The organism is Myxococcus sp. CA033 (assembly GCF_013336625.1).
Taxonomy (GTDB): Bacteria; Myxococcota; Myxococcia; order Myxococcales; family Myxococcaceae; genus Myxococcus; species Myxococcus llanfairpwllgwyngyllgogerychwyrndrobwllllantysiliogogogochensis.
Genome location: NZ_JABUMU010000003.1, coordinates 171,391 through 197,700, shown reverse-complemented (window position 1 = coordinate 197,700; position 26,310 = coordinate 171,391). Strand labels below are relative to the sequence as shown.

Sequence of the window (26,310 nt, the reverse complement as noted above, 5' to 3'; positions counted from 1 at the left end):
GGGCAGAAGGGCGGCTGCCACTGGGAATCCGCTCGGCGAATACAGAAGATTCATCGCAGCGTCGGCAGGCCGGGGAAGGCTTCGTCAGTGGTTCTTCACGGGTGACACCATGGAGCTCGACGGCGCGGAGAGAGACGAGTTGCTGTTGGCGATGCTGGGGGCGTTTCCCTCGGTGGAGGACCTTCGCCGGGTGGTGGCCTCGGTGTGCCACCGGGATTTGGAAGCGCTCGTTCCCACGGGCGGCCCGAGGGAGCGGGCGTCGGGACTCATCCATCGCGCGGAGTCGGAGGGCTGGACGCGGGAGTTGGTGACGGGCATGCATGGTGCCCATCCGCGCCATCCGCGGCTGCATCGCTTCATGCAGGGCTATCTCGCCTCGGTGCAGCGGAGCATTCCGCGGCGCAGCCTGGAGCGCATCGTCGGTGCCTGGAGCGAGGCCGGCGGCGCGGACGGGTGGCGCCGGAGGCTGGCCGCGATAGAGCGGCGCGTGTGCCGGGTGGAGCCGGTGCTGGGCGCATCCCTGGGCACGGGGTTCCTGGTGTCGCGCGACGTGGTGCTCACCAACTTCCACGTCATCGAGAACCGGCTCCTGGAGTCGCTGCGCGTGCGCTTCGACCACAAGGTGTTGCCGGACCGGACGTTGCTCCAGCCGGGGACACGCTACGCGGTGAAGCGGTGCATCGCGCGCAGTTCGTACAGTCCCGCGGACCTGATGCACCCCCGGCCCCGCGAGGCGACGGTGGACGAATTGGACTACGCCTTCCTCCAGGTGGAGGGCGCGCCGGGCGACGAGCGGGTGGAGGGCGAGCCCCGGGGCTGGCTGGAGTTGCCCGAGGAGGAGGTGCCCTTCGTCGTGGGCAGCCTGGCGCTCATCGTCCAGCACCCGGAGGGACAGCCGATGAGCGTGGTGCTGGACGAGTTCCTGTCCGTCAACGCGTCACGCACGCGTGTGTCCTATCGGACCTCCACGAGCCCGGGGTCCTCGGGCGCGCCGTGTTTCACCCAGGACTTGCGGCTGGCCGCGTTGCATCACAGCGGAGGGCCGCGCCTGCCGTCCGCCACGGGACACAACGAGGGTATTCCCACGGACACCATCCGCCGAGGACTGTCCCCGGAGGTGAAGGCGCTCCTGGGCTGGGAGTGAGGGTGTGAACTGGAGGCGGGGGACGCGCCTGTTATCGTCGGTGGATGTTCGTCCTCGATGCCCGTTGCCGCCGCCGTGGTCAGGGCCTCCCGCGCCTGGTGTTGCTCGTGGTGCTGACCGCGTCGAGCGTCGCGCTGGCGCAGACGCGGCTGCGCGTGGCCGGCGCCACGGCCAGCAACGAGGTGAAGCTGCGCACGACGTCGGAGGACTTCCGGACGGTGCTGCGCGTGGACCTGCTGTCGCCGCCTCCGGGTGACGCGGGTGTGGAGGAGGCGCTCCCTGGCGGCGTGACGGTGCTGGTGGACCCACTCCAGGCGAGTGACGGCTCCCAGGTGACGCTGACGGCCGTCGTGCGCGAGGCTTTCGCCGAGGACGCGGGCACGGCGGTGTCCACCTCACCGTCCATCTCCGCGCGAGCCCCGCTGCATCTGGAGGTGAGCGGAAAGCTGCCGACGGCGGGGGACTACACGGGGCAGTTGGTGCTGGTGCACGCGGGTGGGCGCGAGACGACGGCGCTCATCGTCACGCGGACGCAGGCGGTGCCGGTGGTGCAGTTCGTGGCGACGTCGCCCGCGGTGGCCTCGTCGGGTTGGGGCCTGGGCACGGTGGACGCGACGGTGCGGCTGCCCTTCAAGGAGACGGCGGGCGTGACGGGGAAGGTGGCCGCGCCCCGGTTGCTCCAGCTCCAGCACAAGGCCCCGGACCTGGGGGCGACGCTGGTGCAGCCGCGCTTCGACGGCGCCAGCTTCTCGCTGGAGGGCGGCGGGAAGGACGGCAAGGACCTGGAGCTGTCGGCCGCGGTCGACACGGTGACGGTGCCAGCGAATGGCAGCGGCACGCTGTTGTTGCATCTGCGTGGGCTGGACGGGCCGGGCGAGTACACGGGCACGGTGCGGATGGCGGTGCCGCAAGGCGTGGCGGTCGAGCAGCCCTTCACCGTCTGGGTGAGGACGCCGTGGCTGTGGGGCGCGTTGCTCATCGCGGCGGGCGCGGTGTCGTCGTATGGCGTGCGCCTGTACACGCAGAACATCCGGCCCCGGGCGCAGCAGCTCCAGCGGGCGCAGGCGCTGCGGCGGCGCGCGGCGGTGCTGCTCAATGGTCAGGACGCGGAGACCCGGCGGGTGGGGCTGGAGGTGCGCGCGCGCATCGACTCGCTCGTCTCCCGGATTCGCGGGCCGCTGCGAGGGGGCCGGGTGGCGGAGGCGGAGCTGGCCCGGGTGGAGCCGGAGTTGCGATTGTATGAGGCGTGGTGCACCGGGACGCGCGAGCTCCAGGCGCTGCCCCGGGAGTTGCGGCCTGCGCAGGCGAGCACGCTGCTGGACGAGGCGGAGACGTCGCTTCGCATCGGGAAGGTGCCGACGGAGCGACTGGAGGAACAGCTCAAGGCGCTGCGCGGGCAGAACGTGGAGGAGCTGGCGCGGGCGGGGCTGAAGGCGAAGCTGGCGGAGCTGGAGACGCAGGCGCGCGCGCTGGCGCAGAAGCTGGGGGATGACAGCCTGGGCTTCCGGCTGATGTACGAGCTGTTGCCGCTGCTCCAGGACGTGCGCGCGCGGCTGGACCAGGGAGACCTGGCGACCGCGCGGCAGCAGTTCGAGATGGCCCGTCGCTCCTACTTCGACGTCCTCTGCGCGGAGCTGTCGCTGGCGGTGGCCTCGCCGCGCAATCCCCGGGGCTTCTCGCTGGAGGAGTGGCGCGAGCTCACCACGGACGTGAAGGAGCGGCTGAAGCAGGCGCGGGCCCGTGCGGATGTCAGCGTGGACGACGGCTTCCGGTTGTACCAGGGCGCGTATGCGCACTACGTGCGGCGGCTCCTGCTGGAGCTTCGTGGAGCACTGGAGGAGGCGCGGAGCACGGCCAGCGATGCGCAGAAGGCGGAGCTGGACAACGCGGAGGCGAAGCTGCGCGAGGCGATGCTGGCGCTGGCGGCGGAGTCTCCACACGAGGCCGCCGCGAAGTACCGCGAGGCACGCGACATCCTTCATCACGCGCAGACGGGCCAGGTGCGCAAGCGCATCGACGGGCTGCGCGAGGAGGTGGCGCGCAAGCGAAGCGAGGCCACCGCGGATTCCGAGCTGCATGAGCTGGGGCACATCGACTCGCTGCTGAACGAGGCTCAGCTGGCGCTGACGCCGGAGACGCTGCAGGACGCGGACTACAAGGCGGACAAGGCGCGGCTGGCGCTCCAGAGCTACCCGAGTCCACAGAGCGCCAGCATGAGCGGCAGGATGGGGATTCCAGCGGGGAGGGAGTCGCTGTTGGCCAATGCGGCCTCCGCGCCAGAGGTGCCCTCGGCGAGCGCGCCCACGGGAGGCAGCCTGCCGTCGCTGCCGGAGGCTCCGGGCGATGACAACGCGGATTCCGCGGGCGGGCTCGGCGCGCTGGAGGGCATGCCGCTGCCTTCGCCGCGTCATCTGTGGGTGGTGGAGCTGGCGCTGCTGGCGCTGCTGACGGGCGTGGCGGTGGTGCTGGGACTCCAGCTCCTCAACGTCTTCTCTCCGACGTGGGGAGGCTTCGGCGCGGGCATGACGGCGTTCCTCTGGGGCTTCGGACTGCACCAGGTGGGCAATGCCAGCTTCGAGGGCCTCACCGGCCTGTTGACGCGCGTGGAGCGGCGGGGCGGCGCGAGTGATGGGGGCGGCGGTTCCTGAGCGCCCGCGTCATGCCCGGCTCGAGAGGCCGGGTCTGGGCGGCAATTTATGACGGCGCCGCAATGGCTGTCATGGCTCGGGTTGATTTGTCATTCCTGGGGACTTGCGCGATTTGAGTTGAATCCCTAGTGGTGGGCGTATGTCCAAAGACAAGGCAGTCCCCCCTGTCCGTTGCTCGGCGGTGTCCTGGCGTTCCACGGTGGTGAGCGCGCTTGCCCTGGTCGCCGTCTGGGTGGGCGGCGCGCCCCAGATGGCTCATGCGGAGGAAGACGCGGCGGTCTCCACGCTGGAGGCGAGTCTGGCTCCGTTCTTCGGCTCGGGCCATGGCATCACCGTGCATGCGGTGCGGCCCATCACGGACCGGCTCATCGACGTGGAGATTTCCACGGCGCTCGTCTCGCTCAACGCCGTCTATGACCCGCGTCACCATGTCCGTGTGTTGTTGCCCACGGGCTACGAGCAGAACCCGGGCTTGCGCTATCCCGTCGTGTACCTGCTGCATGGAGGCGCTGGAGCGAACTCCGCGCAGTGGGTGGAGTTCGGTGCGGCGTATGCGATTACGGAGAACATGCCGGTCATCACCATCATGCCGGACGGTGGCAAGGTGGGTTGGTACACGAACTGGGTCTTTCCTCGCGGGGTGAATCAGGCGTGGGAGGAGTTCCACCTGAACCAGTTGATTCCGTGGGTGGACCAGAACCTGCGCACGCTCGCGTACAAGAAGGGGCGGGCGATTGCGGGCCTGTCGATGGGAGGCTTTGGGGCCATCAGTTATGCGGCGCGGCGGCCGGACCTGTTCGCCTATGTGGCCAGCTTCTCCGGGGCGCTGGACCTGGGGGACTCGGGCATCCGCGCGCTCATCACCGAGGAGGCCACGCGGTGGCTCCAGAACTCGGACGGCCCGTTTGGCTCGCCGTTCTGGCCGTTCGACCAGGCGTGGAACATGAACAATCCGCTGGGGCGCGCCGCGGGGCTACGGGGCGTGGCGGTGGCGCTCTACGCGGGCTCGGGCACGTGGGATGGGGATGTGGTGGAGCGTGTTCCGGGGGCATCCACGGACCGCTTCCACCACGCGCTCAACGGTGCCGGGGTGCCGCACCACTATGAGATGTATGGCCGCCCCCTGCCGGGCCAGAAGCCGTTCGGCTGCGACGGCGGCCACAACTTCAGCTGCTGGAACTACGCGTTCTTCGACGTGCTGCCCAGGATGTTGTCGGTGCTTGACGGGCCCTGAGGGCTACGCCTTTAAACATCGCGCTCCACGAGGAATGGCTGCTGGCGGGCGAGCAGGTGTACTTGGCAAGCGGCTGCTCCGTATGCGTGCCCTTGCCCCTGTGCTGACGGTAGCCCCTGGCCACTTTGGGCGTGGGGGTTCTACTGTCATGTTCGAAGCCATCGTGGAGCGCTTGCTTGCCCAGAGCCCACTCCCTGTCTTGGCCCGGGTGGTGCCGGAGCGTGCCTGTGACGCAGCGTTGGTCGATGCGGCGCTCCATGAGCACAGAGGCCGGCAGTATGAGCGGAGTTGCTGTTCTCCGACGACGTCGACCGCACGAGCCTGGTGGTGCTGGGCATGCGACCGCGCTGCACCCTGCTGCCCAGCGGCACCGACCTCTCGTCGAACACGAAGGTGTGCCGAGCCGGCGGTCCTCTGGCGTAGCCCGTGCGCGCTCCTTCGGGTGTGCGCCGTTACGCAGTGCCTCAGTCCATTTCACCCTGACGTTGAGTGATGCCACCACCCACGCAGGTCGAAGCAATGCTGCGTCCCAGACGCCATGTCTGGGTTTCCGACACTGCTCGTTCGACGCCTGATCAGGGCAGGCCAGCATGTCGCCTCCGTCGCAGGTGCGCGCAACGAAAGCACCGTGCATGAGTTGATGCCTCTCCTCGGTCGTGATAGCACGCGCACTCCCGCATGAGCCCCCCACTCATCTAATGGCGGCACGGAGAGTTGGGATAGGTGGCGACTACAGCAGGCGTTAGTGCGGCCCCCGCGCCAGTCGAGGTTGAAACCGAGTTCAATGGAGGGACGCCCCGAGCCGGCATCGGGTGCTATCTCCGCAGGCGGCGACGGATTCTTTCAGGAGTCGTGGTCCCTGGATGGCTTGTCTTTCGGTGAAGCTACAGTTCCCAGGTTTCATTCGCTGGACCGAAGTCGTGAGCCTCTGTCGGACCCGCATGATTGAGTCATCTGCGAAAGGCGTAGGTGGTGCTGTTGATTTGGACTGAGCTGCAGGGAGTATTCAAGTAGCCGGCACTTGCAGTCGCGATGAGAGTCGTGCCTTGCCTCATGGTGTTACGAGGCGTCGTCCGCTGAGGAGCGGTTTCCTGATGAGCTTTGTTTCTTTGCATTCCGTTGTTTCGCGGATGGCGGGAGTCGTGCTCCTGGTGGCGGTGCTTGGTGGGCACGAAGCGACGGCCACGTGTTTTCCTGAAGGCGCTACCCAGGCATGTAGCAAAGGTGCGTGTGTGGGTACGCAGGTGTGCAACGAGTATTGGAGCGACTGCTCCTACGTGACCAACTCGACGCAGTCTTGCGCGGTCTGCGGCCGCTCTGGCTTTCTCCGGTGTGATTCGGATGGTGAGGTGATCTCCGGCTCGTGTACGGCCTTGGGGCCAGAGGTCTGCAACAACTGCGATGATGACGGCGACGGCCTCGTGGACGAAGGGCTCACTGCGGGGGCATGTGATCCCCAGGGCAATGGCTGCTCAGGAACGATGACCTGTGTAGCGGGTGGGTGGACCTGCAGCATTCCTCCAGGCAAGCAGCTGTCGTGCAGCGGCCAATGTGGGGCCGAAGCCTACCGACGGTGTGGCCAGGATGGCTCGCTTGGTCCGTGCACGCGAGTGACTGCCGCAGGCGAGTCGTGCAATGGGTGCGACGACGACCGAGATGGACTCGTCGACAACGCGCCTGGGCAGGGGGCGGACACATTGACCACCATTTGCGTGGGGCCCAACGGTGCCTGTCCTGGCTCGACGACTCGCTGCTCGGGAGGGGCGTGGTCGACCCAGTGCGACGCTCCCCCGGAGCAGTGCAATGGCCTGGACGATGACTGTGACGGCGCATTCGATGAAGGGGGCATCTGTCGCTCGGACACCCTCACGTGCCAGTGTCAACCCTGGACCTGCTCGCAGCTGGGGGTGAACTGCGGCTCTGTGCCGAATGGCTGTGGCGGGACGCTCGAATGCGGTGGCTGTACCGCGGGGCAGTCTTGTGGCGCCGGTGGCCTCCCCAACGTTTGTGGCACGACCAACGGGTGTATTCCCGTTTCCGTGAACACGGCCTGTGGTGGAAAGAACTGTGGCCCTGCCGCAGATGGGTGCGGGGACAGCTACTCCTGTGGTACCTGCACTGGCTATACTTCCTGTGGAGGAGGAGGTACGCCGGGTGTTTGTGGATGCACGCCTCTGACTCAGACGACCGCTTGCAACGGCAAGAACTGTGGTGCGGTCTCCAATGGCTGCGGCGGGTCGGTTTCGTGTGGCACCTGCGCCAGTCCAAACTCTTGCGGCGGTGGCGGGACACCGAATGTCTGTGGTTGCACGCCAACAGCGAAGGCGGCCGCATGCGCGGGAAAGAACTGCGGCCAGGTATCCAATGGGTGCGGGGGCTTCCATGACTGTGGTTCCTGCGCCAGTCCGCAGTCTTGCGGCGGCGGGGGAGCACCGAATGTCTGTGGGTGTACTCCGGTTCCCCAGGGGACGGCCTGCAATGGCAAGAACTGTGGCTCCGTTCCCAACGGTTGTGGCGACACATACACCTGTGGCACCTGCAGTGGCCATAACTCGTGCGGTGGCGGGGGCACGCCCAATGTCTGCGGTTGCAGGCCGATGACCAAGCCGGAGGCATGTGGTCTGGCGGAGCTGGAGTGTGGCTCCACTACCAATGGTTGCGGCGGCAGCATCATCTGTGGCCCGTGCCCAACAGGCACCTTCTGCAAGGCCGGCGTGTGCGAAGGCGATTTGGATACCCGGAGGAGCCAGGACTAGTCGTCCGGCTTGTTCTCTCGATGAAGACTCGTGGCGATGGTCGAGGCCGTCAGATGAAGCGACTTCTTTTCTCCGCATGGTGCGTGGCAATGGCCACGGGGTCCTGTGGCCCTTCGGATATAGCGACGTGGGACAATCAGGAGTCCCTGGGCAGGAACAAGGGACGGGTGGTGGAGCCTCCCAGCGATACCGTCCTGCCAACACAAGTTGGCGCGGATGGTTTCGTGGCGGAGCGAGTGACTGGACAGTCCGGGGTGAGCCCGGACGGCTCCGCTACCTATACGCTACCCCTGTGGCTGCCCACGGGCCGTGCGGGCGTCCAGCCTGAGTTGTCACTGGGCTATCGCAGTAGCGGCTCCAACGGCCCACTCGGGCGCGGGTGGAGCCTGTCTGTGAGCTCGCGAGTCGCCCGCTGCGCCAAGACCATGGCCCAGGATGGGGACGCCGCGCCCATCACCTTCACGAGTTCGGACGCCTTCTGTCTGGATGGTCAGCGCCTGGTGTCCATCCAAGGCGCCTATGGGGCCTCTGATACGGAGTACCGCACCGAGGAGGAGAGCTTCACGAAGGTGGTGTCGCTCTCCGCTGACGCGCAGGGGCCCCTCCAGTTCAAGGTCTACCAGAAGGGTGGCCTCATCCTGACGTATGGCCTGCTGCACAACTCGACGCTCGCTGGAAGGCGCGTCAGTGTGCGCCCCACCTTGGGCGAGGGGATTTCCACCACCCTGGAGGGGCAGGACAGCCGCTTGGTGTGGTCCCTGGCGAAGGTAGAGGACCGCAGCGGCAACTCCATCAACTACCACTACACCGTCCATAGCGATGCCGCTGGCGTGGGGTATGAACAGACGTTGGACCGCATCGCCTATACCGCCTCCTCCGTTGGGGCGGGGATGGCGGCCTCGCGCTTTGTCGACTTCGACTACGGGGGGGATGCTCGGCCCGACACGAGGTCCATCTATGTTTCGGGCCTGTCGCTGAAGATGTCGCGGCGGGTGCGCGAGATTCGTCTGAGCGCGCCGAATCCCACGACGGTGGGGCTCGTCCGCGCCTATCGCTTCACTTATGCCCAGGACTCCGTGAGCAACCTCAGCCTGCTGCGGACCTTCCAGGACTGTGACGGTGCTGGGGCCTGTAAGCGCCCCATGACGTTCGACTACACCCAGAACGACCCCGGCTTCGAGGAGGTGAATACGGGCCTGACGGACCTGACACAGGGTTCCATGTTCAACGGCCGCTTCTGGGTTCTCAACCCCGTGGATGTGGACGGCGACGGTCGCGACGACCTCCTCTACCGCACGCCGGATGATGATGTAGGGAGCTACAAGTGGACCCTGCGCCTGTCATCTTCGTCGGGGCAGTTCACCGTGGGCGAGACGGGCAATCTCCCGCGCGCGTGCTGGGAGGCCCCAGCGGGGCTGGACGGACGCTGGGTGGACATCAATCTGGATGGTCGCATCGACGTTAGCCTCGAGGAGTACGAGGGCTGCGTCACCAGTCCTCCCCGGAGGCTGAAGCACTTCCAGCGAACCAACCATCCTCCCCCTTCCTATAACTGGTTCTCGGAGACGGGAGACGACGGTCGAGGGGGAAATTTCTGGTACGCCGAACTCAACGGTGATGGCTATCCAGACCTGGTTCGCGAGAGTCTGGTGAACAACTCCAGGCAACTGGGCTACCGCCTCAATGTGGGGGGGACGCTCCAGGCGTTCCAGCCCATTGTGACATCGGTCCGTAACGACAATGCACAGATGGTGGCTGACCTGGAGGGTACCGGCAAGTCCAGCCTGCTCATCCTCGATATGCAGGACAGGCCAGGTGTTCCTGGCAGCTACGACGTGGTGGGGTCGAAGTACTGGGCGGTGACGCTGCGCAACGGCACCTTCACGAAGGAGGAGACGACCCTTGTCCGGACCGATGTGTCGGGAAAGCAATATTTCTTCCCCGACCTGAATGGTGACTCCCTGCCCGATGCCCTGCGCGCGAAGGCCGATGGCACGGAACTGGAGGTGCTCGTGAACACGGGCAACGGTTTCGCCGAGCCCGTCGCCGTAGCGCTTCCGCCAGGAGGCGGGCTCGGGAGCTTCACCCGAGACAATGGCATCCGCGTGCTGGACTACAACGATGACGGGCGCCAGGACTTGTTGTTGATGGACCGCGTGGGGGATGTGCGAACGGGGTTGGTGGTGCTCGAGTCCCAGGGCACGGGCTTCGCCCTGCGCCCGCTGCCCATCCCGGTGGGACAGGTCGCTTCGACGCGAGGGTACAAGCTCTCTCAGGTGCTGGACTACAATGGCGATGGCCTGATGGACCTGGCTCAGGTCGTCGATGGCTCGTTGCGCCTCTATAAACGCAAGGGAACCAAGGCGGGGCTGCTGGCGAGTGTCAGCGACTCCCTGGGCGCACAGGTCCGGTTCACCTACAAGCCGATGGTGGACTCCACCGTTTACACGCCGGGCACCACCTGCACGTGGCCGCAGCACTGCCTTCGCAAAGGCATGTGGCTGGTGGCCGAGCACATCTCCGACGCGGGGGACCACCCCATGCGCGTGAGGCAGTACAGCTACGAGGACGGTCGCTCGGACCTGTGGGGCCGTGGCTGGTTGGGCTTTGGCGCGGTAACCGTGCGCGAGGTGGCGGCTGGAACGGAGCTGCGCGCCGAGTTCGACAATCAGACGCGGGTGGGGACGGCCTATCCGCATGCGGACAAGCCACTCAAGGAGGTGGCCCGCATCACCTCGGGCGATCGGCTCAATGTCCAGACTCGGCAGGTGACTCGTGAGCACCGGGTTCGAGCTGGCGTTGGCGCGGGGACGGTCATCACGATGCTTCCCGTGGGGTTGACGGAAGAGGTTCATGACCGTCAAGCCTCCGAGCCAGAGACCGCGGGGCTTCTGCGGCGGGTGGAGAGCACGCGGGAATATGATTGGACCTACGGCAATGCCACGAGTTGGCGCGAGGCCGTGGGTTCGGAGGTGACGACGGGGACCGAGATGTTCCTCAACGACGCGTCCACCTGGCTCGTGGGATTGACGCTACACCAGACGGTGACAAGCACCGTCAACAGTGCCTCCGTGACGAGGAGCCAGTCCTTCACCTACCAGCCCGGGACAGCGTTGCTGTCCAGCGAGTCTGTGGAGGCTGGGGACCCGAGCCTGGCGCGGACGACGACATACCTGAGGGACTCGGATGGACTGGCACGGCAGATTGTCCGCACCGCGGCGGGGTTGCCGGCTCGGACCACCTCCATCACCTATGACACGGTGGACCGCACCTGGCCGTCAGTGATGACCAATGGGCTGGGGCACTCTGTGAGCCTCGCCTACCACGGAGGACTGGGCCTGCTCGCGTTGGAGGTGGACGCCAATGGGCTCACCACGCGCAAACAGTATGATGGGTTTGGCCGGCTGAGGAACATTGATGTTCCGGGGCTGTCGGACACGACGCTCAGCTATACGGCCTGCGCGGACAGCTCCCTCTGTGCGCTGACGAGCACGGTCCGGCGGCGCACCTCGGTCTCAGCGGACGGGTACCAGGAGGAAGTCTCCACGGCGGACCGACTGGGCCGGCCCAGGAGCTTCAGCCGGAGGGAGTTTGGCGGGGGACTGGCCACCACGACGCTCGAGTATGACGGCCTGGGCCGGCTGAGGAAGCAATGGGTGCCCTCTCCGACAGGCTTCGAGCGAGTCGCCACCACCTTCACCTACGACAACCTGGGCCGCCGCGTGCGCATGGAGTCGCCGGACGGTACGCATCAGGATTGGAAGTACGAAGGCGCCAAGCACTCCAACTGGGATGAGAAGGGCAACCTGGTCGAGAGTTGGTTTGACGCCCAGGGCCGCCTGCTGCGCACCGAGGACGTCGTGGAGACCCGGCGTCTGGCGTCGACCTACACCTATGCCCCGTTCGGGCTGCTGGCCTCCGTGACGAATGGGTATGGTCAGGGGCCTCATTACACGTATGACAAGCTAGGGCGCGTCCTCCAAATCCAGGAGCCCAACGCCGGGACACTGCTGACGCAATACAATGGCTTCGACGAAGTCACTCAAGAGACTCGCGCCAACGGCGACACGACGACCTACGCGCGGGATGTGTTGGGGCGTGTCGTCACGCGGACCGACCGGACGGGCGTGTCCCGCTTCACGTGGGACGTCTCCGGCTCGCTGGGCAAGGTGGGGGCGCTGCTGAGCAGCTCACAGGAGGGAGACCCGGGGTCCAACCTGGACGATATCAGCGTCGTCTACACCTACGACGCGCTGGTGCGCCCGGTGGACGAGACGTGGAGCGTGGAGGGCAGCGTCTTCTCCCTCTCCCGGACGTTCGACGACTACAACCAGTTGCAGCGGCTGTCCTATCCCTCCGCCGGGGGGCAACGCTTCGCGGTGGACTACCAGTACAAGCGCTGGGGTGTCCTGGAGTCGGTGAAGAGTGCGGGTAGCGGGCAGACCTTCTGGCAGGCGCAATCGCGAAACGGGCAGGGACAACTGACGTCGGAGGTCTTCGGCAACGGGGTGGTGAGCCAGCGCCGATATGACACCCGGGGTCGTCCGCTGTTCATCGAGACGAAGGCGGGGGCGCAGGCGCGCCAGGTCCTGGCCTACGAGTACGAGTCGAACGGCAACCTGCGCGGAAGGCATGACCGCGTGGGGTCGACGACGGAGGACTTCACCTACGACGCGCTGGACCGGCTCAAGAGTTGGACGGCCTTCCAGAATTGCGGCTCCACGGCGGTGGACTTCAACTACGACGACCTGGGCAACCTGTTAGGACGTACGGTGCGCCAGGGGGCCGGGGAGAGCCTCTCATACTTCTACGAAGGTACGGGGGGCGCAGGGCCCCATGCGGTGTCGCGCTCCTCCTTGGGGGCGTACACCTACGACGCGAATGGCAACCAGCTCACCGCGCCTGGACGGACGGTGGAATACACGCCCTTCAACTTGCCCTCGCGCATCACCAGCGGCTCCCAAGACCTGACGTACCGCTACAACGCCCACGACAAGCGGACGGTGAAGCGCTCCTCGGCCGGGGATGTGACTTTTTACGTAGGGGACCTCTACGAGATGAGGCGCACGGCGTCGGGGGTCGTGCTGCATGCCTTCAATGTAGTGGGGGCGGATGGGGCTGTCGCCCAGGTGTCGTGGACGACGAACGCCTTGGGGCAGTTGGTCGCACAGAAGACGCTCTATCTGCACAAGGACAACCTGGGCTCGGTCGACACGCTCACGGATGAGGGGGGCGCGGCTTTCGAAGTGTTGAAGTACGAGCCCTATGGCGGCAGGCGGTATCCGCATTCAATGGGGAGTCCGCAGACGCGCGGCAACTCGCGGGTGCGTCAGGGCTTCACCGGACACGAGCATGACGAGGAGGTGGGCCTCATCAACATGAGGGGGCGCATGTATGACCCGAGATTGGGTCGCTTCCTGAGCGCGGACCCCCTGTTCTCAGGACCTCGGATGAGCCAGGTGCTCAACCGTTACAGCTACGTGCTGAACAACCCGGTGCGATACACGGACCCCTCGGGTTTCGTGCCCAACGAGCTGCCGGTCATCATCTATGACAGTTGGTACGGAGGCTTCGCGGTTGCGGGGGCGGCGCGCGGGGGCGGTGCCACCACTCCGTCGGACTGGTGCACGACTCCAGAGGAGGGCGCCACCTGCTACGTGGGCTTTGAGTCGAAGCCGCCACCCGAGTTCGTCATGTCCGAGGAGTTCAGGTACTTTGTCCTGAGGACTATGTACTCGCGGCCCGACCCCCTCGAGACGGTGAAGGGCGTATTTCTGGGTGCGATTGGCGGAGCTGTCCCCTTCCTGGACCTGGTGTCCCCTCCTGAGGGGCAAACGCGCGACTTCTATGTCGGCTACGCCGGAGCTCAGTTTGCGTGGGGTGTGGTCCGGTTGATTGGAGGGACGATTGGGCTCGCCGGTGGCAGCGCCGTCGCAGGGGCTGGAACCGCAGCGACGGGAACGGGCATTTTGGCACCTGTGGGCGCGCCAGCGGCGGCTGTGGGCGGTGCCGTGGCGGTGACGAGCCCCATCGCCCTAGGACTCGGCGCGCTGAACATCGTGGCTGCCGCCAATACCGTGCAGATGGCCAATCAGGCCGGGAGCGGTGCGGGTGGGAAAGCCGGAGAGAGTGCCGCAAAGGAGAGCGTGAACTGGAAGAGCGTCAAGACGTTCCAGCACACGTTCAAGAAACATGGGGAGGGCGCGAAGATCACCCGTAGCCTCACAGATACGGCTCGAGCCACAGGGAAGCCCCAAGGACAGTGGCTGGACAATGAGGCCGCTGCGGAGTTGTTGCACAGCCACAAGGCTGGGCTTGAAGGCCCGGCGTCGATTCGCATCCCCGAAGGCCTCGGACAGGTCATCATGCCGGACGGGTCCGTCGTGGGCACGACACGAGCGACGATGGTCCCTGGCCCCAACGGTTTTGTAACCGCCTACCCCATCCCCTGATCATGATCGCCTTGAAGAAAGCGTCCATCGACAAGCTGACTGCCGCACTTGATCTTCCTGCCAATGGCCAAGAGCAGGACTGGGAGATCGAACTGGCGGATCCCTCGCGCGTAGGTGAGTTTCTGACCGCGTATCGGTCACTTCCTCTGAGCCCAGACGACAAGGTTGCGCTTATGGCGCTGATACTTGCCTCCGTGGATCGCAGGCTGGATTCTGGGATCGGTGTCCCGACCGAGTGGACTCAGATCGTGGAGTTGCTCCGTGCTGACCGGGACCTTCATCGTGCGTCGCTTGAGTACTGGACGTGCGAGGGGGACGACGATCCCGACAGCTGGTTTCAGCTGACTCCTCTGGTTCGGTCCGTGTCCACGGGTTGAGGGAGGCGCGGGTCCGGCGGACCGAGCGCACAACCTTCACCTTCCGCCCCACCCATCCTCCCCGAGTGGCGCAGGCCGCTGAATCCAGCCCAGGTTGTGCTCCAGCGTCCAGGTCCTAACCAGCGTCCGCCGGGGCACATGCCTGGCCTGGGCGATCTCCCTCCAGTTCCGGCCCTCGGCGCGCAGCGCGGACACGGCATCGAGATCCGCATCCCGCCGGGGCCTGCCGATGGTCTTGCCGCTCCTGGTGCGGCCCGTGGCCTTCACCCTGGCCGGGCTGGCGCGTACCCGGTCCCGGAAGGGTAAGCGCTCAGGGAGGGATGTGCGGCTGAAGAGGGAGCAGGCCAGAAGCCGTTCGGCTGCGACGGCGGCCACAACTTCAGTTGCTGGAACTACGCGTTCTTCGACGTGCTGCCCAGGATGTTGTCGGTGCTCGACGAGCCCTGAGAGTCACTCCTCTACCAACGCACGTGGCGTTCGAACGGCCTCAGGCAGTGAGGCTGAGGTCGGTTCGACGCGGGGATGGACTGCGGAGCGTTGGGCATTTCGTGCGGTCAGGGAGGCATTCCCTCGAGCCATGAGCCGAGCGATGGTGCGGCTCTGCGGTGGCTGCGGGGGACGTTGGCGTGCAGGTCGAGCCACACGTGCTCGATGCGATTTCCCTGAGGCCGTACGGACATTGAACTCTCCGGCTGGGTAACGCTTCTGGTTGTCGCCAGGAGTCACGACCACCCGCGCTGTCCTGGCAGGCACCAGTCGCGCACACTCAGCGATAGAGTGAATCAATGCGCCTACAACCTGACCACGTTGCTCTATTCCATGAGCGGTTCTTCGACTTCCATGACGGAGTGGTGCGCAAGGTCGAGCTTGAGGTAGGAGTCGCTTCAAGAGCCTGTCGGATTGAAGTGCAGTGCAAAGACCGAGATTCGCGCTCTGGATGGTCCAGGGTCACTTTTTCTGTGCGAGACGTGAAGGAGTTCAGGTTTCAGCTTGGCAGGACGACATTCGAGGTGCTGTCGGGCGGGGTGCAGATCGCCTGGCAAGACGACCGTGTGTATGTGGTTCTGGATGCCTATCCTGATGACGGGCCTGGACTGCCTGATTTGGCGAAGAACACTGCGTTTGTTGCAGGTGCGGATTGCGAATGGAGTTGCGTCGAGGAGCTTGATGACTGACGGGGCGCAGCTCGAACAGATTCGCCTGGTCGTTGCAGCTTGAGGGAGGTGACGGCCGTGTGGATTTGCTCCACGAAGTAACGGTTGCCGTCAAAGAGGATGTTTAGAGGGATGGTCCTGAGCGTCCGTCTGGGAGAGCTGCCGCCGCTCGAAGAGGTCCAGGGCGACGTCCAGCGTCCCATCGACGGCGCGGTTGACCCAGCGGACCATTCCATAGGTGCCGGAGAGGGCGGCGTCATGGAGGGATTGCAGGGCGCCCACGGGTGCGTCGAGCGTGGGAATCAACCGCAGCACCTCGAAGGGCTTCGCGGCGCTGGAGCGGTGGATGCGCTCCACCGCCATGGCGCCCTGCTCCACGGCATCGTGTACCAGGTCCTTCACACCACGTAGGCGAGTCATGAGGCCTCCACTGCGAGCGACTCGCGGAGCCGCGCGTAGACGTCCGCGTGGTGGGCGAGGGTGACGTGGTCGATACCTGCGACCACCTTGACGTTTTCCGGCGGGAACAGCGGGCTCGTATCACGCGGGCCGGTGCGGCCGGAAGCGCTCGCCAGGGAGACGACGCCGTCACCGAACATGGCGGACAGCCACTGTCCCTGCTGGCCGAGCGCCCCGACGATGAGGTGGTGGGCGATGCCCGGAGGAGGAAGCAAGGGCTTGCATGGAGACGCGGTGTCTTCCCAGTCCTGTCGGCGCAGTCGCGCGACGCCCAGGTCCTTCACGCCGCTGCTGCGCAGGTCGACGACGTCGGCGACCAGGCGGGTGTAGGGATTGGGCACGGCGCGGAGGACCTGGGCGACGACGTTGCCCATGCGCTCCAGGGGGCTGCCGAAGTGGGGCACGCCGATCGAGTACGAGCGGCGCACGTGGGAGAGCCAGGAGAGGCAGCTCTCGGAGGCGATGTGGCAGGCGCTGCGCAGGACGAGGCCGCCCATGCTGTAGCCGACGAGGACGAGCTCGGTGATGGGGACGGGGAACTCGGCGACGAGGCGTTGCAGGAGGTTCGCGAGGGCCTCGCCGTTGTCGGAGATGTGCAGGCCGGTGTTGTAGCGGAGGTAGAGCGGGGTGAAGCCCGCGTCGCGCTCCAAAAGGGTGCCGTAGTCGGTGGTGGGCTCGGCGGGGAAGGCCCAGACGGCCTCGGTGACGGCGAGTCCGTGGACCCAGAGGGCCACGCGTCCTGTCGACTGGGGATGGGCGGCGCGCAGGGCCTCTCGCTCGACAGGGAGGGGGCGGCCCTCGTGGTAGAGGCCCATGGGCGTGGCGAGCGCGTTGTTCTGTCGGTGGAGGTAGTCGCCCAGCACGCCGTTGAGCACGCCGAGCGCGACGTCCACCTTGCCCACGCGAGGCTTGGGCGGAGCGGGGAGCGCCGCTTCGGCGGGAGAGGACGAGACCACCGGGAACCCAGGCTCGGAGTCTGGGGTTTCAGGCCCTTCCGAAGTCGTCATTCAGTACCTCCACGCGCAGTGTGACACGATGCGTCATGGAAGTCGAATCACGGCCTGGACGCAGGGAAGCTCCCTCTCAGGGCGTCCGTCCTTGCCACTGAATGAGCCCTCTCCTTCAGCCCATGGCCCCGCTCACTTCCGCCGTTCCTGAATCGCCTTGAACACGATGCGGTCCAGGAAGCCCGGGGTGAAGAGCTTCAGGTACTGACCCACCTTGCCCTTGGTGGTCATCACCACCTCGCGCTCACGCTGATCCATGGCCTTCAGGATGATGGACACGCATGTGCCCACGTCCATGTTGCCTTCCGTCTCGTCGTGCGCGCTCACCTGCAGCGGCTTGCCGTCCTTGCCCAGCGCGTTGGCGCGCACGTTCGTCGCGACGAAGCCGGGGCACACCACCGTCACGTCCACGCCCGTCCCCATCAACTCCACGCGCAGTGAGTCGAAGAACCCGTTCATCGCGTGCTTGCTCGCCGCATAGCCCGAGCGCGTGGGCACGCCCGTCTTCCCCGTCAGTGACGACACCGCCACCAACAACCCGCGCCGTGCCTTCAGGTGCGGCAGCGCATGGTGCGTGCAGTACACCGAGCCCAGGTAGTTGATGCGCATCAGCCGCTCGAAGAGCGTCAGGTCCGTGACGTCCTCGAACCGCGCGTCCATGGAGATGCCCGCGTTGTTGACGAGCACGTCCACGCCGCCGTACGCCTCCACCGCGCGGTCCACCATCCGCCGACACGCCTCCGGGTCCCCCACGTCCGTGGCGACCGCGATGGCCTTCCCGCCCGCCGCCTCACACCGCTGCTTCACCCGCTGGAGGGCATCCTCACTCCGCGCGGCCAGCACCAGATTCGCGCCCCGCGCCGCGAGCGCCACCGACAGCTCCTCGCCGATGCCCATGGAGGCACCGGTGACCACCACGCTCTTGCCTTGCATGGCCCGCATTGTCGCCCCGCACTCCCAGCGCGTCGAGGACGTCGGCCCAGGCCTACACCCGCGCACAGCGTTCCGCTCCGAAAAATAAACCCGGTAACACTTTCCGGAACCCGCGGTGTTCCGTTCGCGCCAACGCATTTCGAGAGGGGAACGAACACCATGTCGTCCATCGCGGTCATCGCCCAGGTCCCAGCCGAGAATCTCGGCTGGCTCAGCAGCAAGCTGCTCGGTGTCACACTGACGTCCGCCGAGTGGGTGCTGTGGATCCTGGTCGTCCTCTCCGTGCTCTCCATCGCCATCATGTTGGAGCGCACGGTGTACTTCGCCCGGAATCGCCTCCCGGACTCGGAGTCGCTCGCGGTGCGACTGGCGCGCGGCGAGCTCGAAGCGGTGCGCGTGGCCATCCAGGGACGCCGAGGCATGGAGGCCGCCATCATCCGCGAGGGCCTCGCCTCCGCCGAGCAAGGCGCCGACTCCGTTGAGCAGGTGATTGCCTCCACCATGGCTCGCGAGCGCCCCCAGTACGAGCGCTTCCTCTCCTTCCTCGGCACGCTCGGCAACAACGCGCCCTTCATCGGCCTGTTCGGCACGGTGCTCGGCATCATCAAGGCGTTCCACGATTTGGGCTCCGCGGGCGTGAAGGGCGCGGCGATTCAGCAGACCGTCATGGGCGGCATCTCGGAAGCGCTTGTCGCCACGGCGGTGGGCCTGGCCGTCGCGATTCCCGCCGTCGTCGCCTTCAACATCTTCAACCGCCAGCTCAAGACGCTCACCAGCCGCGCCAACGCCCTGGGCCACGCCCTGGTCGGCAGCCTGCGCGCGGAGGTCCGCTAGTCATGGCCGGCGGCTCGCAGCAGGACGACGAGGAAATCACTGGCATCAACGTCACCCCGCTCGTGGACATCGTGTTGGTGCTGCTCATCATCTTCATGGTGACGGCCAACTTCATCGTCCGCGAGACGGTGGAGGTGGACCTGCCCCGCGCGGCCAACGGCGGCGAGACGGTGCAGGGGCTCGTCAACGTGGTGCTCGACAAGGAGGGCAAGCTCTACTTCGACGGCGCTCCAGTGAGCGAGGCGGAGCTGTCCACCAAGGTGTCCGAGGCCGTCGCCAAGGACAAGGACACCCGCGCCATCATCAGCGCCGACCAGAGCATCGCGTACGGCCAGGTGATGCGGCTCATCGACACCGTGAAGGGTCACGGCATCGCCAAGTTCGCGCTCAACATCGAGAAGGACGTCGCGCCCGCGCCGCGGGGCTGACGCGAAGGCCATGAGTACGAGCGTGCTCGAAAGTGGTGTCCTGCCCCGACGAGGCGGCAGCGGATTGTTCATGGGCTTCGTCACCGGCTCGTTCCTGCTGCACGGGCTGGGGCTGGTGGTGTTGCACACCCGCCCGCCGGAGCGTCCCGCGCCGCAGCGTCCCGTGGAGTTGGTCATGGTGGAGGTGACGAAGCCGCCTCCGCCCCCGCCGCCCGTGGTGGAGGAGCCGAAGCCGGAGCCTCCGCCGCCGCCCAAGGTCCGCGTGAAGCCCCCGCCCATCAAGGTCGCCGAGGCGCCCAGGCCGCTGCCTCCGCCTCCCGTGGATGCGCCGCCCCCGCCCAATGAAACCCCGCCGCCGAGCGCGAAGCCCGCGCCCCTGGTGGTCGGCATCTCCATGTCCTCCACCACGAGCGCGGGAGGTTTCGCGGCGCCGGTGGGCAATACCCTCTATGGTCGCAACGCCGAGAAGGCCAAGGCGCCGCAAGAGGTGAAGGCGTACAGCGCGCCCAAGTACACGCCCATCTACCAGGTGGACCGTGAGCCGCAGCTCGCCAGCGAGGTGAAGATTCCCTACCCGGATGAGGCACGCCGCGCGGGAATCGAGGGCACGGTGACGCTGTCCATCACCATCGACACCGAAGGCCGCGTGGTGAATGCGCGCGTGCTGAATGGGCCCGGGCACGGTCTGGAAGAAGCCGCGCGCACCGCCATCCTCCGCTTCCGCTTCCGTCCCGCCTTCAAGGGAGGCGAAGCAGTGTCCACGGAGATGAAGTACGCCTATACGTTCCTGCTCGATTGAACATCCGCTCCCGCCGGGAGAGGGTCGGAGCGGGGGAGTGCACCGGTGGGCCCCATTCACATCCACGGCCCGTCCATGCCCGCCGGCTCCTCCTGCACGCCTTCACTCCGCCCCTCTGCCGTCGGGAGCCCGACTCTCTTCACGCCCCTGTCCCTGAAAGCCCCATGTCCTCGAACGTGAAAGCCCGCGTCGCGCTCGCCGCCGCCTCCCTCTGGGTGGCGACTCCGGCGCTCGCCCAGGCACCTCAACCTGGAGCCCCCGCCGCCGAGTCGCCTCCGGCCGCGCAGCCCACCATCACCAAGCCCCCGGAGCTGGTGCAGCAGGTCCAAGCCCAGTACCCCGCCGAGGCGCTCGCGCAGGGCCTCACCGCCTCCGTGCGCCTCATCATCACCATCGCCGAGGATGGCGCGGTGACGGACGTGCAGTCCGCGGAGCTCGCGGGGCACGGCTTCGACGAGGCGGCCATCGCCGCCGTGCGCCAGTTCCGCTTCTCGCCCGCCGAGGTCGACGGCGTGCCCGCGCCGGTGCAGGTGGAGTACGTCTACCACTTCACCCTCAACGCGCCCCCGCCGACGGAGGGCCAGGTCGCCGCCGAGCCCGAGGCGCCCAAGGCGACGCTCACCGGTCAGCTCATCTCCCGAGGCAGCCGCTCACGCGTGGCCGGCGCCACCGTGCGCTGCGGTGACGACGCGGACGCCGCCGAGGCCGTGTCCGACGCGGACGGCCGCTTCACCCTGGAGGTCCCCCCGGGCGAGTGCGCCGTGCGCGTCATCGCCTCCGGCCATCAGCTCTACCAGACGAAGGAGACGCTGAAGGCGAACGAGACGACGGAGGTGAACTTCTACCTGGCTCCGGCCGGCAGCGCCTTCGAGACGGTGGTGCGCTCCGAGCGGCCGAAGAAGGAAGTGGTCCGCCGCACGGTGACGCGCGAGGAGGCGCAGAAGACGCCAGGGACGTTTGGTGACCCCATCCGCGTCCTCCAGACGCTGCCGGGCGTGGCGCGCGCGCCCTTCATCTCGGGTGACTTGCTGGTGCGCGGCTCCAACCCGGGCCAGACGGCGACGCTGATGGACGGCGTGCGCATCCCCAACCTCTTCCACCTGCTCGGTGGACCGTCGGTGGTCAACGCCGAGTTCATCGACTCGCTCGACTTCTTCCCCGGCGGCTACGGCAGTCAGTACGGCCGCGCGGTCGGCGGTGTGGTGGACGTGGCCACGCGCAAGGGCGCCGCGGACACGGTGCATGGCTCCGTGAAGGTGGACCTGCTCGATGCGGGCTTCTTCGTGGAGGCGCCCATCACCGAGGGCATCAGCGTGGCGGCCTCCGCGCGGCGCTCGTACATCGACACGCTGCTGCCCGCGGTGCTGCCGGACGACGAGGGCAGCACGCTCTCCATCGTCCCCGTGTACTGGGACTACCAGCTGCGAGTGGACTTCGGCGCGCCGCGCGGCTCCACGCCGGAGCCTGGGGCCGCGCGCAGCACCGGCTACATCATGGCCTTCGGCAGCGACGACAAGCTGCGCCTGGTGTCCGGTGGCGAAGAGGAGAACCGCGACATCTCCCTGGACACGCACACCGTCTTCCACCGTGTGAAGGGCGACTGGACGTACCGCAAGGGTCCGCTCACCACCGTCTTCACGCCGTACGTGGGCCTGGACTTCTTCGACATCAGCTTTGGCCAGTACATCGAAAACGACTCCATCTACTCGCTGGGCGCGCGCGAGGTGGTGTCGCTGGAGCTGTCCGATACGCTCACCCTGCGCACCGGTCTGGATGTCTACTTCGAGCACGTGAAGGTGGACGTGCAGGCTCCGTCTCCGGAAGGCACCGAGTACGTGCCCTTCCCGGGCAATGACCCCGTCGCGGAGCTCATCCACGAGAAGCTCACCATCAACGGCTTCGACGGCGCGCTCTTCGCCGAGGCGGACTTCAAGTGGGGCCCGCTCACCGTGACGCCGGGCGTGCGCGGCAACCTCCAGAAGGTGGGTGGCACGCGCAACCTGCTCCTGGACCCTCGGCTGTGGGTCCGCTACGCGGCCACCGAGCGGACTTCGCTCAAGGGCTCGCTCGGCCTCTACAGCCAGCCGGCGGACACCTTCCAGTTCATCTTCTCCCCCTACGGCAATCCGCTGCTGGGCTACCAGCGCGCGTTCCAGTCGAGCCTCGGCGTGGAGCAGAAGCTGGGGGACGTGTGGAACGTGGACGTCACCGGCTTCTTCAACCGCCGCTTCGAGAACGTGGTGGCGCCGGGTGATGTTCGCGCCACCGACGAGGGGAGCTTCACGCAGGACCGCTTCGTCAACGCGGGCATCGGCAAGGCCTATGGCGTGGAGTTGATGGTGAAGAAGGACCGCGCCGCCGCGACGGACAAGTGGTACGGCTGGCTGTCGTATACGCTCAGCCACGCGGAGGACGGTCGCGCGGGCGCCAAGCCCCGGGTCGACGGTGCCTTCGGCGACGACGGTCCTCCAGGCATCAGCGAGGCCACCTACGGTCTGAGCATCTGGGACCAGACGCACATCCTCACGCTGGTGGCCAACTACGTGCTGGGCAATGGCTGGGAGCTGGGCGGACGCTTCCGCCTCACCACCGGTCGACCGACGACGCCGCTGGTGCATCCGCATGACGTCTACAACTCGGACTCGAACAGCTACGAGCCCACCTATGGCCGCTCGCTCTCGGCGCGGACCTCCACGTTCCATCAGCTCGACGTCCGGGTGGAGAAGGGCTGGCGCTTCGACAACTGGACGCTCGCGCTCTACCTCGACGTGCAGAACCTCTACAACGCGGAGAACGTCGAGTTCGTCTTCAATGACTACCGGTTTCGCGACGAGGTGGAGATACCGGGCATCCCCATCCTCCCCGTGCTGGGCGTGAAAGGAAGCTTCTGATGAATACCTGGATCAAGTATGGGGCGCTGTTGCTCACGCTCGGCGCCGTCGCCTGTGTCGACCCCGATGACCGGCCGTCCATCGTGCATGACCTGCGCGTGCTGGGCATCGCCGTGGAGCGCCCGGAGTTGATGGCTCCGACGTGCGAACTCACCGCGGAGGCGCTGGAGGTCCTCACCGAGGAGGTGTCCTACCGCGCGCTGGTGGTGGACCCCGCGGGCGAGGGGCGCGCCCTCTCCTACACCCTGTGGGCCTGCGCGGACCCGGAGGACTTCCTCTGCGAGAACACCGCTCTGCGCGTGCAACTGGCGCAGGGCACCACGACGGCGGGCGAACTGGTGGTGCCCATCCGGCCCGGTGCGAGCACGCTGCCGGACGGCACGCTGCTGCTGGACAAGGTGCGGCAGGCGGACCCCTACGAGGGCTTCGGTGGGCTGCGCATGCCGCTGGTGCTGAACCTCAGCGCGGGGAGCGAGGCCATCTACGCGCAGAAGCTGATGGTGTTCTCCTGCCCGCTCGTGCCCGGCATGGCGCCCAACCAGCAGCCGGAGCTGCAAGGGCTTCGCCTGGAGGGTCAGCCGTGGGCGGAGGAGGCGCTGCCCGAGTTGACGGGACAGGGGCCGTTCGTGATTACGGCCGAGGACGTGTCCGCCCTGGAGGAGGCCTATGTGGTGCCCGGGTTCCGGCAGGAGTCCGTGTCGCTCAAGGAGGCCTGGTCCATCAGCTGGCATGTGTCGCTGGGAGAAATCCCGGACGAGGAGACGGGCGGCGCCGACTTCAACGGCGAGCCTGGGCGGCACCGCGTGGAGTGGGAGCCTCCTGAGAAGGACGGCGTCGCTCAGGAGGTCACCTTCTGGGCCGTGGCGCGGGACGGGCGAGGAGGCAGCACCTGGCTCATCCGCAAGGCCCGCTGGTCGCCTTAGCGTCGTGAGGATGGCTCGCAAGGGGGCGGCCATCCGAGGTATGCCCCCGGTGCTCACGCGAGGCCGGGCCGGGGCTGGAGCGGGGTGGGAAGCGGATGATGAGACGGAGCACAGCGCGCGGGTGGGGACGCGTGGCCAGCGTGCTGGCCGCGTGGGTGCTGGTGGCGTGGAGCGTGGGCTCTCGGGCCGCTCCGCTCGAGGAGGCGCCTGACGCGGCGCTGCGCCGCTTCGCGCTCGTCGTCGGCTCCAGTGAAGGCGGGCCCGGGCGCGAGCGCTTGCGCTATGCGGGCTCCGACGCGCTGGCCATGTCGCGCGTCCTGGAAGAACTGGGCGGCGTGGCCACCGCGGACCGGGTGCTGCTGCTGGAGGCGGACCGGGACGCGCTCCTGTCGGCGCTGGAGCGGCTCAAGACGCTGGTGGAGGGCGCGGCCGTGCCCGGCGTGCGGCGCGAGCTGGTGGTGTACTACTCGGGCCACTCGGACGCGGATGGCCTGTTGCCGCGCGGCGAGCGCGTCACCTACGGCGACCTGCGCAAGCTGATGGGCCTGGTGCCGGTGGACGTGCGCATCGCTATCCTCGACTCGTGCGGCTCGGGCGCGCTCACCCGCTTCAAGGGCGGACTGCGGCGTCCGTCATTCCTCACGGACATGTCCGCGCAGGTGCGAGGCCATGCGTATCTGGCTTCCAGCTCCGCGGATGAGGTGGCGCAGGAGTCGGATGCCATCGGCGCGTCCTTCTTCACGCACTTCCTCGTCACGGGCCTGCGCGGCGCGGCGGACACCACGGGAGATGGACGAGTCACGCTGCACGAGGCGTATCAGTTCGCCTTCCACGAGACGCTGGCGCGCACGGAGCGTTCGCAAGGCGGCCCGCAGCACGCGGCCTATGACATCCAGCTGGCGGGCAGTGGCGACCTGGTGATGACGGACCTGCGGGGCTCCAACGCGCGCCTGCGGGTGGCGGAGGACGTGCAGGGCCGCCTCTTCGTTCGCGACTGGGGCAACCAGTTGGTGGCGGAGCTGCAGAAGCCCGCGGGGCGACGGCTTTCGCTGGGCCTGGAGGCCGGGCGCTACCACGTCACGCTGGAGCGCCCCACGCAGCGCTTCGAGGCGGAGCTGCTGGTGGGGACGAAGGGTGACGCGGAGCTGCGCGTCGGTGACTTCGTTCCGGTGACGCTGACGCGCACGGCGGCGCGCGGAGGCACCGTGTCGTCGGACGCGCCGCTCGCGCGCGAGGGGGCGCTGGAGGACATGCCCTCCGTGCCCATCAACCTGTCGCTGGTGCCGCCGCTGTCCACGAGTGCGTTGTGGGGCGGTGGTGGCCTCAACAACGTGGCGCTGGGGGGGCTCGCGGTTCGCTCGTTCCAGCTCCGAGGGGTGGGCGCGGCGGCGGGGTTGGGCTGGGTGGACGGGACGATGGAGGGCGTGCAGTTGGCGGGCATCGCCAACGTCACGGGCGGCGAGGCGCTGGGGTTCCAACTGGCGGCGGGTGGCAACCTCGCCTTCGGTGGAGCGACGGGCGGGCAGTTGGCGGGCATCATCAACTACTCGGAGCGCTCGTTCTCCGGGTTCCAGCTCGCGGCGGTGGGAAACCGCTCTGACGCGGACATGCATGGGCTCCAGCTCGTGGGCGGCGTCAACATGGTGGAGAACCTCACGGGCGCGCAGATTGGTGTCTTCAACCTGGCCGGCAGTGTGACGGGCGCGCAGGTGGGCATCATCAACGTCGCGGGCAACGTGAGCGGAGTGCAGCTCGGGTTCATCAACATCGCCGATGATGTGTCGGTGCCCATTGGCCTGCTCAGCCTGGTGCGCAAGGGGCGCATTGCCTTCGAAATCTGGTCCGACGAAGTCACGCCGCTGTCCGTGGGCGTGAAGTACGGCAGCCGCACGGTGCATGTGCTCGCGAGCATCGGCATGAAGGACCTGGAGGGCGACTCCTGGCGCACCGTCACGTCGCTGGGCGTGGGCGTGCATCTGCCCTTTGGTGACTCGGACCGCTACTACGCGGACATCGACCTCTCCATCGGTGGCTGGCAGCCCAAGCTCTTCGGCGAAGGCACGGAGAACAACCTCTATCGCCTGCGCGGCAGCGTGGGCTGGGAGTTGAAGCGGCGCTTCGCCCTCTTCGGCGGTGTGTCGCTCAATGCCTACAAGCCGCCGGACGACAACCCGGACAAGGGGATGACGTGGATGCCGCAGTGGCAGACGGGGCGCGGGCCCACGGGCACGCGCATGTGGCCCGGCCTGTTCCTGGGCGTGCGCATCTGAC

General features: G+C 67.2%; 16 protein-coding genes. 13 read left to right on the top strand and 3 right to left on the bottom strand.

Features of this window, described 5'->3' with window-relative positions; all coding sequences use genetic code 11:
* Positions 1-109: 109 nt before the first annotated feature.
* The 7 genes from HUA78_RS11090 to HUA78_RS45920 all read left to right on the top strand — a co-directional run bounded on the left by HUA78_RS11090 (position 110) and on the right by HUA78_RS45920 (position 15,786).
* Positions 110-1,144, top strand: a complete 1,035-nt coding sequence (locus HUA78_RS11090) for a trypsin-like peptidase domain-containing protein (protein WP_174457335.1) — start codon at positions 110-112, stop codon at positions 1,142-1,144.
* Between the two features lie 44 nt (positions 1,145-1,188).
* The gene (locus HUA78_RS11085; protein ID WP_174476256.1) at positions 1,189-3,792 is read left to right on the top strand and encodes a hypothetical protein; all 2,604 of its coding nucleotides are present in this window, start codon (positions 1,189-1,191) and stop codon (positions 3,790-3,792) included.
* Between the two features lie 139 nt (positions 3,793-3,931).
* Positions 3,932-5,026, top strand: a complete 1,095-nt coding sequence (locus HUA78_RS11080; protein ID WP_254623668.1) for an alpha/beta hydrolase family protein — start codon at positions 3,932-3,934, stop codon at positions 5,024-5,026.
* Between the two features lie 288 nt (positions 5,027-5,314).
* Positions 5,315-5,449, top strand: a complete 135-nt coding sequence (locus HUA78_RS47245; protein WP_256433547.1) for a hypothetical protein — start codon at positions 5,315-5,317, stop codon at positions 5,447-5,449.
* Positions 5,450-7,640: 2,191 nt separating this feature from the next.
* On the top strand, positions 7,641-14,234 hold the full coding sequence (locus HUA78_RS11075) for an RHS repeat-associated core domain-containing protein (RefSeq protein WP_371745549.1): 6,594 nt from the start codon (positions 7,641-7,643) through the stop codon (positions 14,232-14,234).
* Between the two features lie 2 nt (positions 14,235-14,236).
* A complete protein-coding gene (locus tag HUA78_RS11070; RefSeq protein WP_174476254.1) occupies positions 14,237-14,611 on the top strand; it encodes a hypothetical protein in 375 nt (124 codons plus the stop codon).
* Between the two features lie 968 nt (positions 14,612-15,579).
* Entirely contained in the window at positions 15,580-15,786 is a 207-nt protein-coding gene (locus HUA78_RS45920) for a hypothetical protein (protein WP_174488527.1), read from the top strand.
* Positions 15,787-15,876: 90 nt separating this feature from the next.
* Here HUA78_RS45920 and HUA78_RS11060 read toward each other — a convergent pair whose 3' ends face one another.
* The 3 genes from HUA78_RS11060 to HUA78_RS11050 form a co-directional block, all read right to left on the bottom strand.
* Complete coding sequence (locus HUA78_RS11060; protein WP_174476252.1) at positions 15,877-16,185, bottom strand: hypothetical protein; 309 nt, start codon at positions 16,183-16,185, stop codon at positions 15,877-15,879.
* Positions 16,182-17,231: a triacylglycerol lipase gene (locus HUA78_RS11055; RefSeq protein WP_254623667.1), complete on the bottom strand. Its 1,050-nt coding sequence runs from the start codon at positions 17,229-17,231 to the stop codon at positions 16,182-16,184. Before HUA78_RS11055 ends, HUA78_RS11060 begins: the two co-directional genes overlap by 4 nt.
* A gap of 132 nt (positions 17,232-17,363) precedes the next feature.
* A complete protein-coding gene (locus tag HUA78_RS11050) occupies positions 17,364-18,173 on the bottom strand; it encodes an SDR family oxidoreductase (protein WP_141643608.1) in 810 nt (269 codons plus the stop codon).
* Between the two features lie 150 nt (positions 18,174-18,323).
* On the opposite strand from HUA78_RS11050, the gene HUA78_RS11045 reads away from it, so the two are divergent.
* From HUA78_RS11045 to HUA78_RS11020, 6 genes are all read left to right on the top strand, one after another.
* Positions 18,324-18,998, top strand: a complete 675-nt coding sequence (locus HUA78_RS11045; protein WP_141643607.1) for a MotA/TolQ/ExbB proton channel family protein — start codon at positions 18,324-18,326, stop codon at positions 18,996-18,998.
* A gap of 2 nt (positions 18,999-19,000) precedes the next feature.
* Complete coding sequence (locus HUA78_RS11040) at positions 19,001-19,426, top strand: biopolymer transporter ExbD (RefSeq protein ID WP_141643606.1); 426 nt, start codon at positions 19,001-19,003, stop codon at positions 19,424-19,426.
* A gap of 10 nt (positions 19,427-19,436) precedes the next feature.
* The gene (locus HUA78_RS11035) at positions 19,437-20,225 is read left to right on the top strand and encodes an energy transducer TonB (RefSeq protein WP_141643605.1); all 789 of its coding nucleotides are present in this window, start codon (positions 19,437-19,439) and stop codon (positions 20,223-20,225) included.
* A 164-nt stretch (positions 20,226-20,389) separates the two neighbouring features.
* Positions 20,390-23,116: a TonB-dependent receptor gene (locus tag HUA78_RS11030; RefSeq protein ID WP_174457331.1), complete on the top strand. Its 2,727-nt coding sequence runs from the start codon at positions 20,390-20,392 to the stop codon at positions 23,114-23,116.
* Positions 23,116-24,039, top strand: a complete 924-nt coding sequence (locus HUA78_RS11025; RefSeq protein ID WP_174459874.1) for a hypothetical protein — start codon at positions 23,116-23,118, stop codon at positions 24,037-24,039. Before HUA78_RS11030 ends, HUA78_RS11025 begins: the two co-directional genes overlap by 1 nt.
* A 95-nt stretch (positions 24,040-24,134) precedes the next feature.
* On the top strand, positions 24,135-26,309 hold the full coding sequence (locus HUA78_RS11020) for a caspase family protein (RefSeq protein ID WP_174476251.1): 2,175 nt from the start codon (positions 24,135-24,137) through the stop codon (positions 26,307-26,309).
* Position 26,310: the final 1 nt, after the last annotated feature.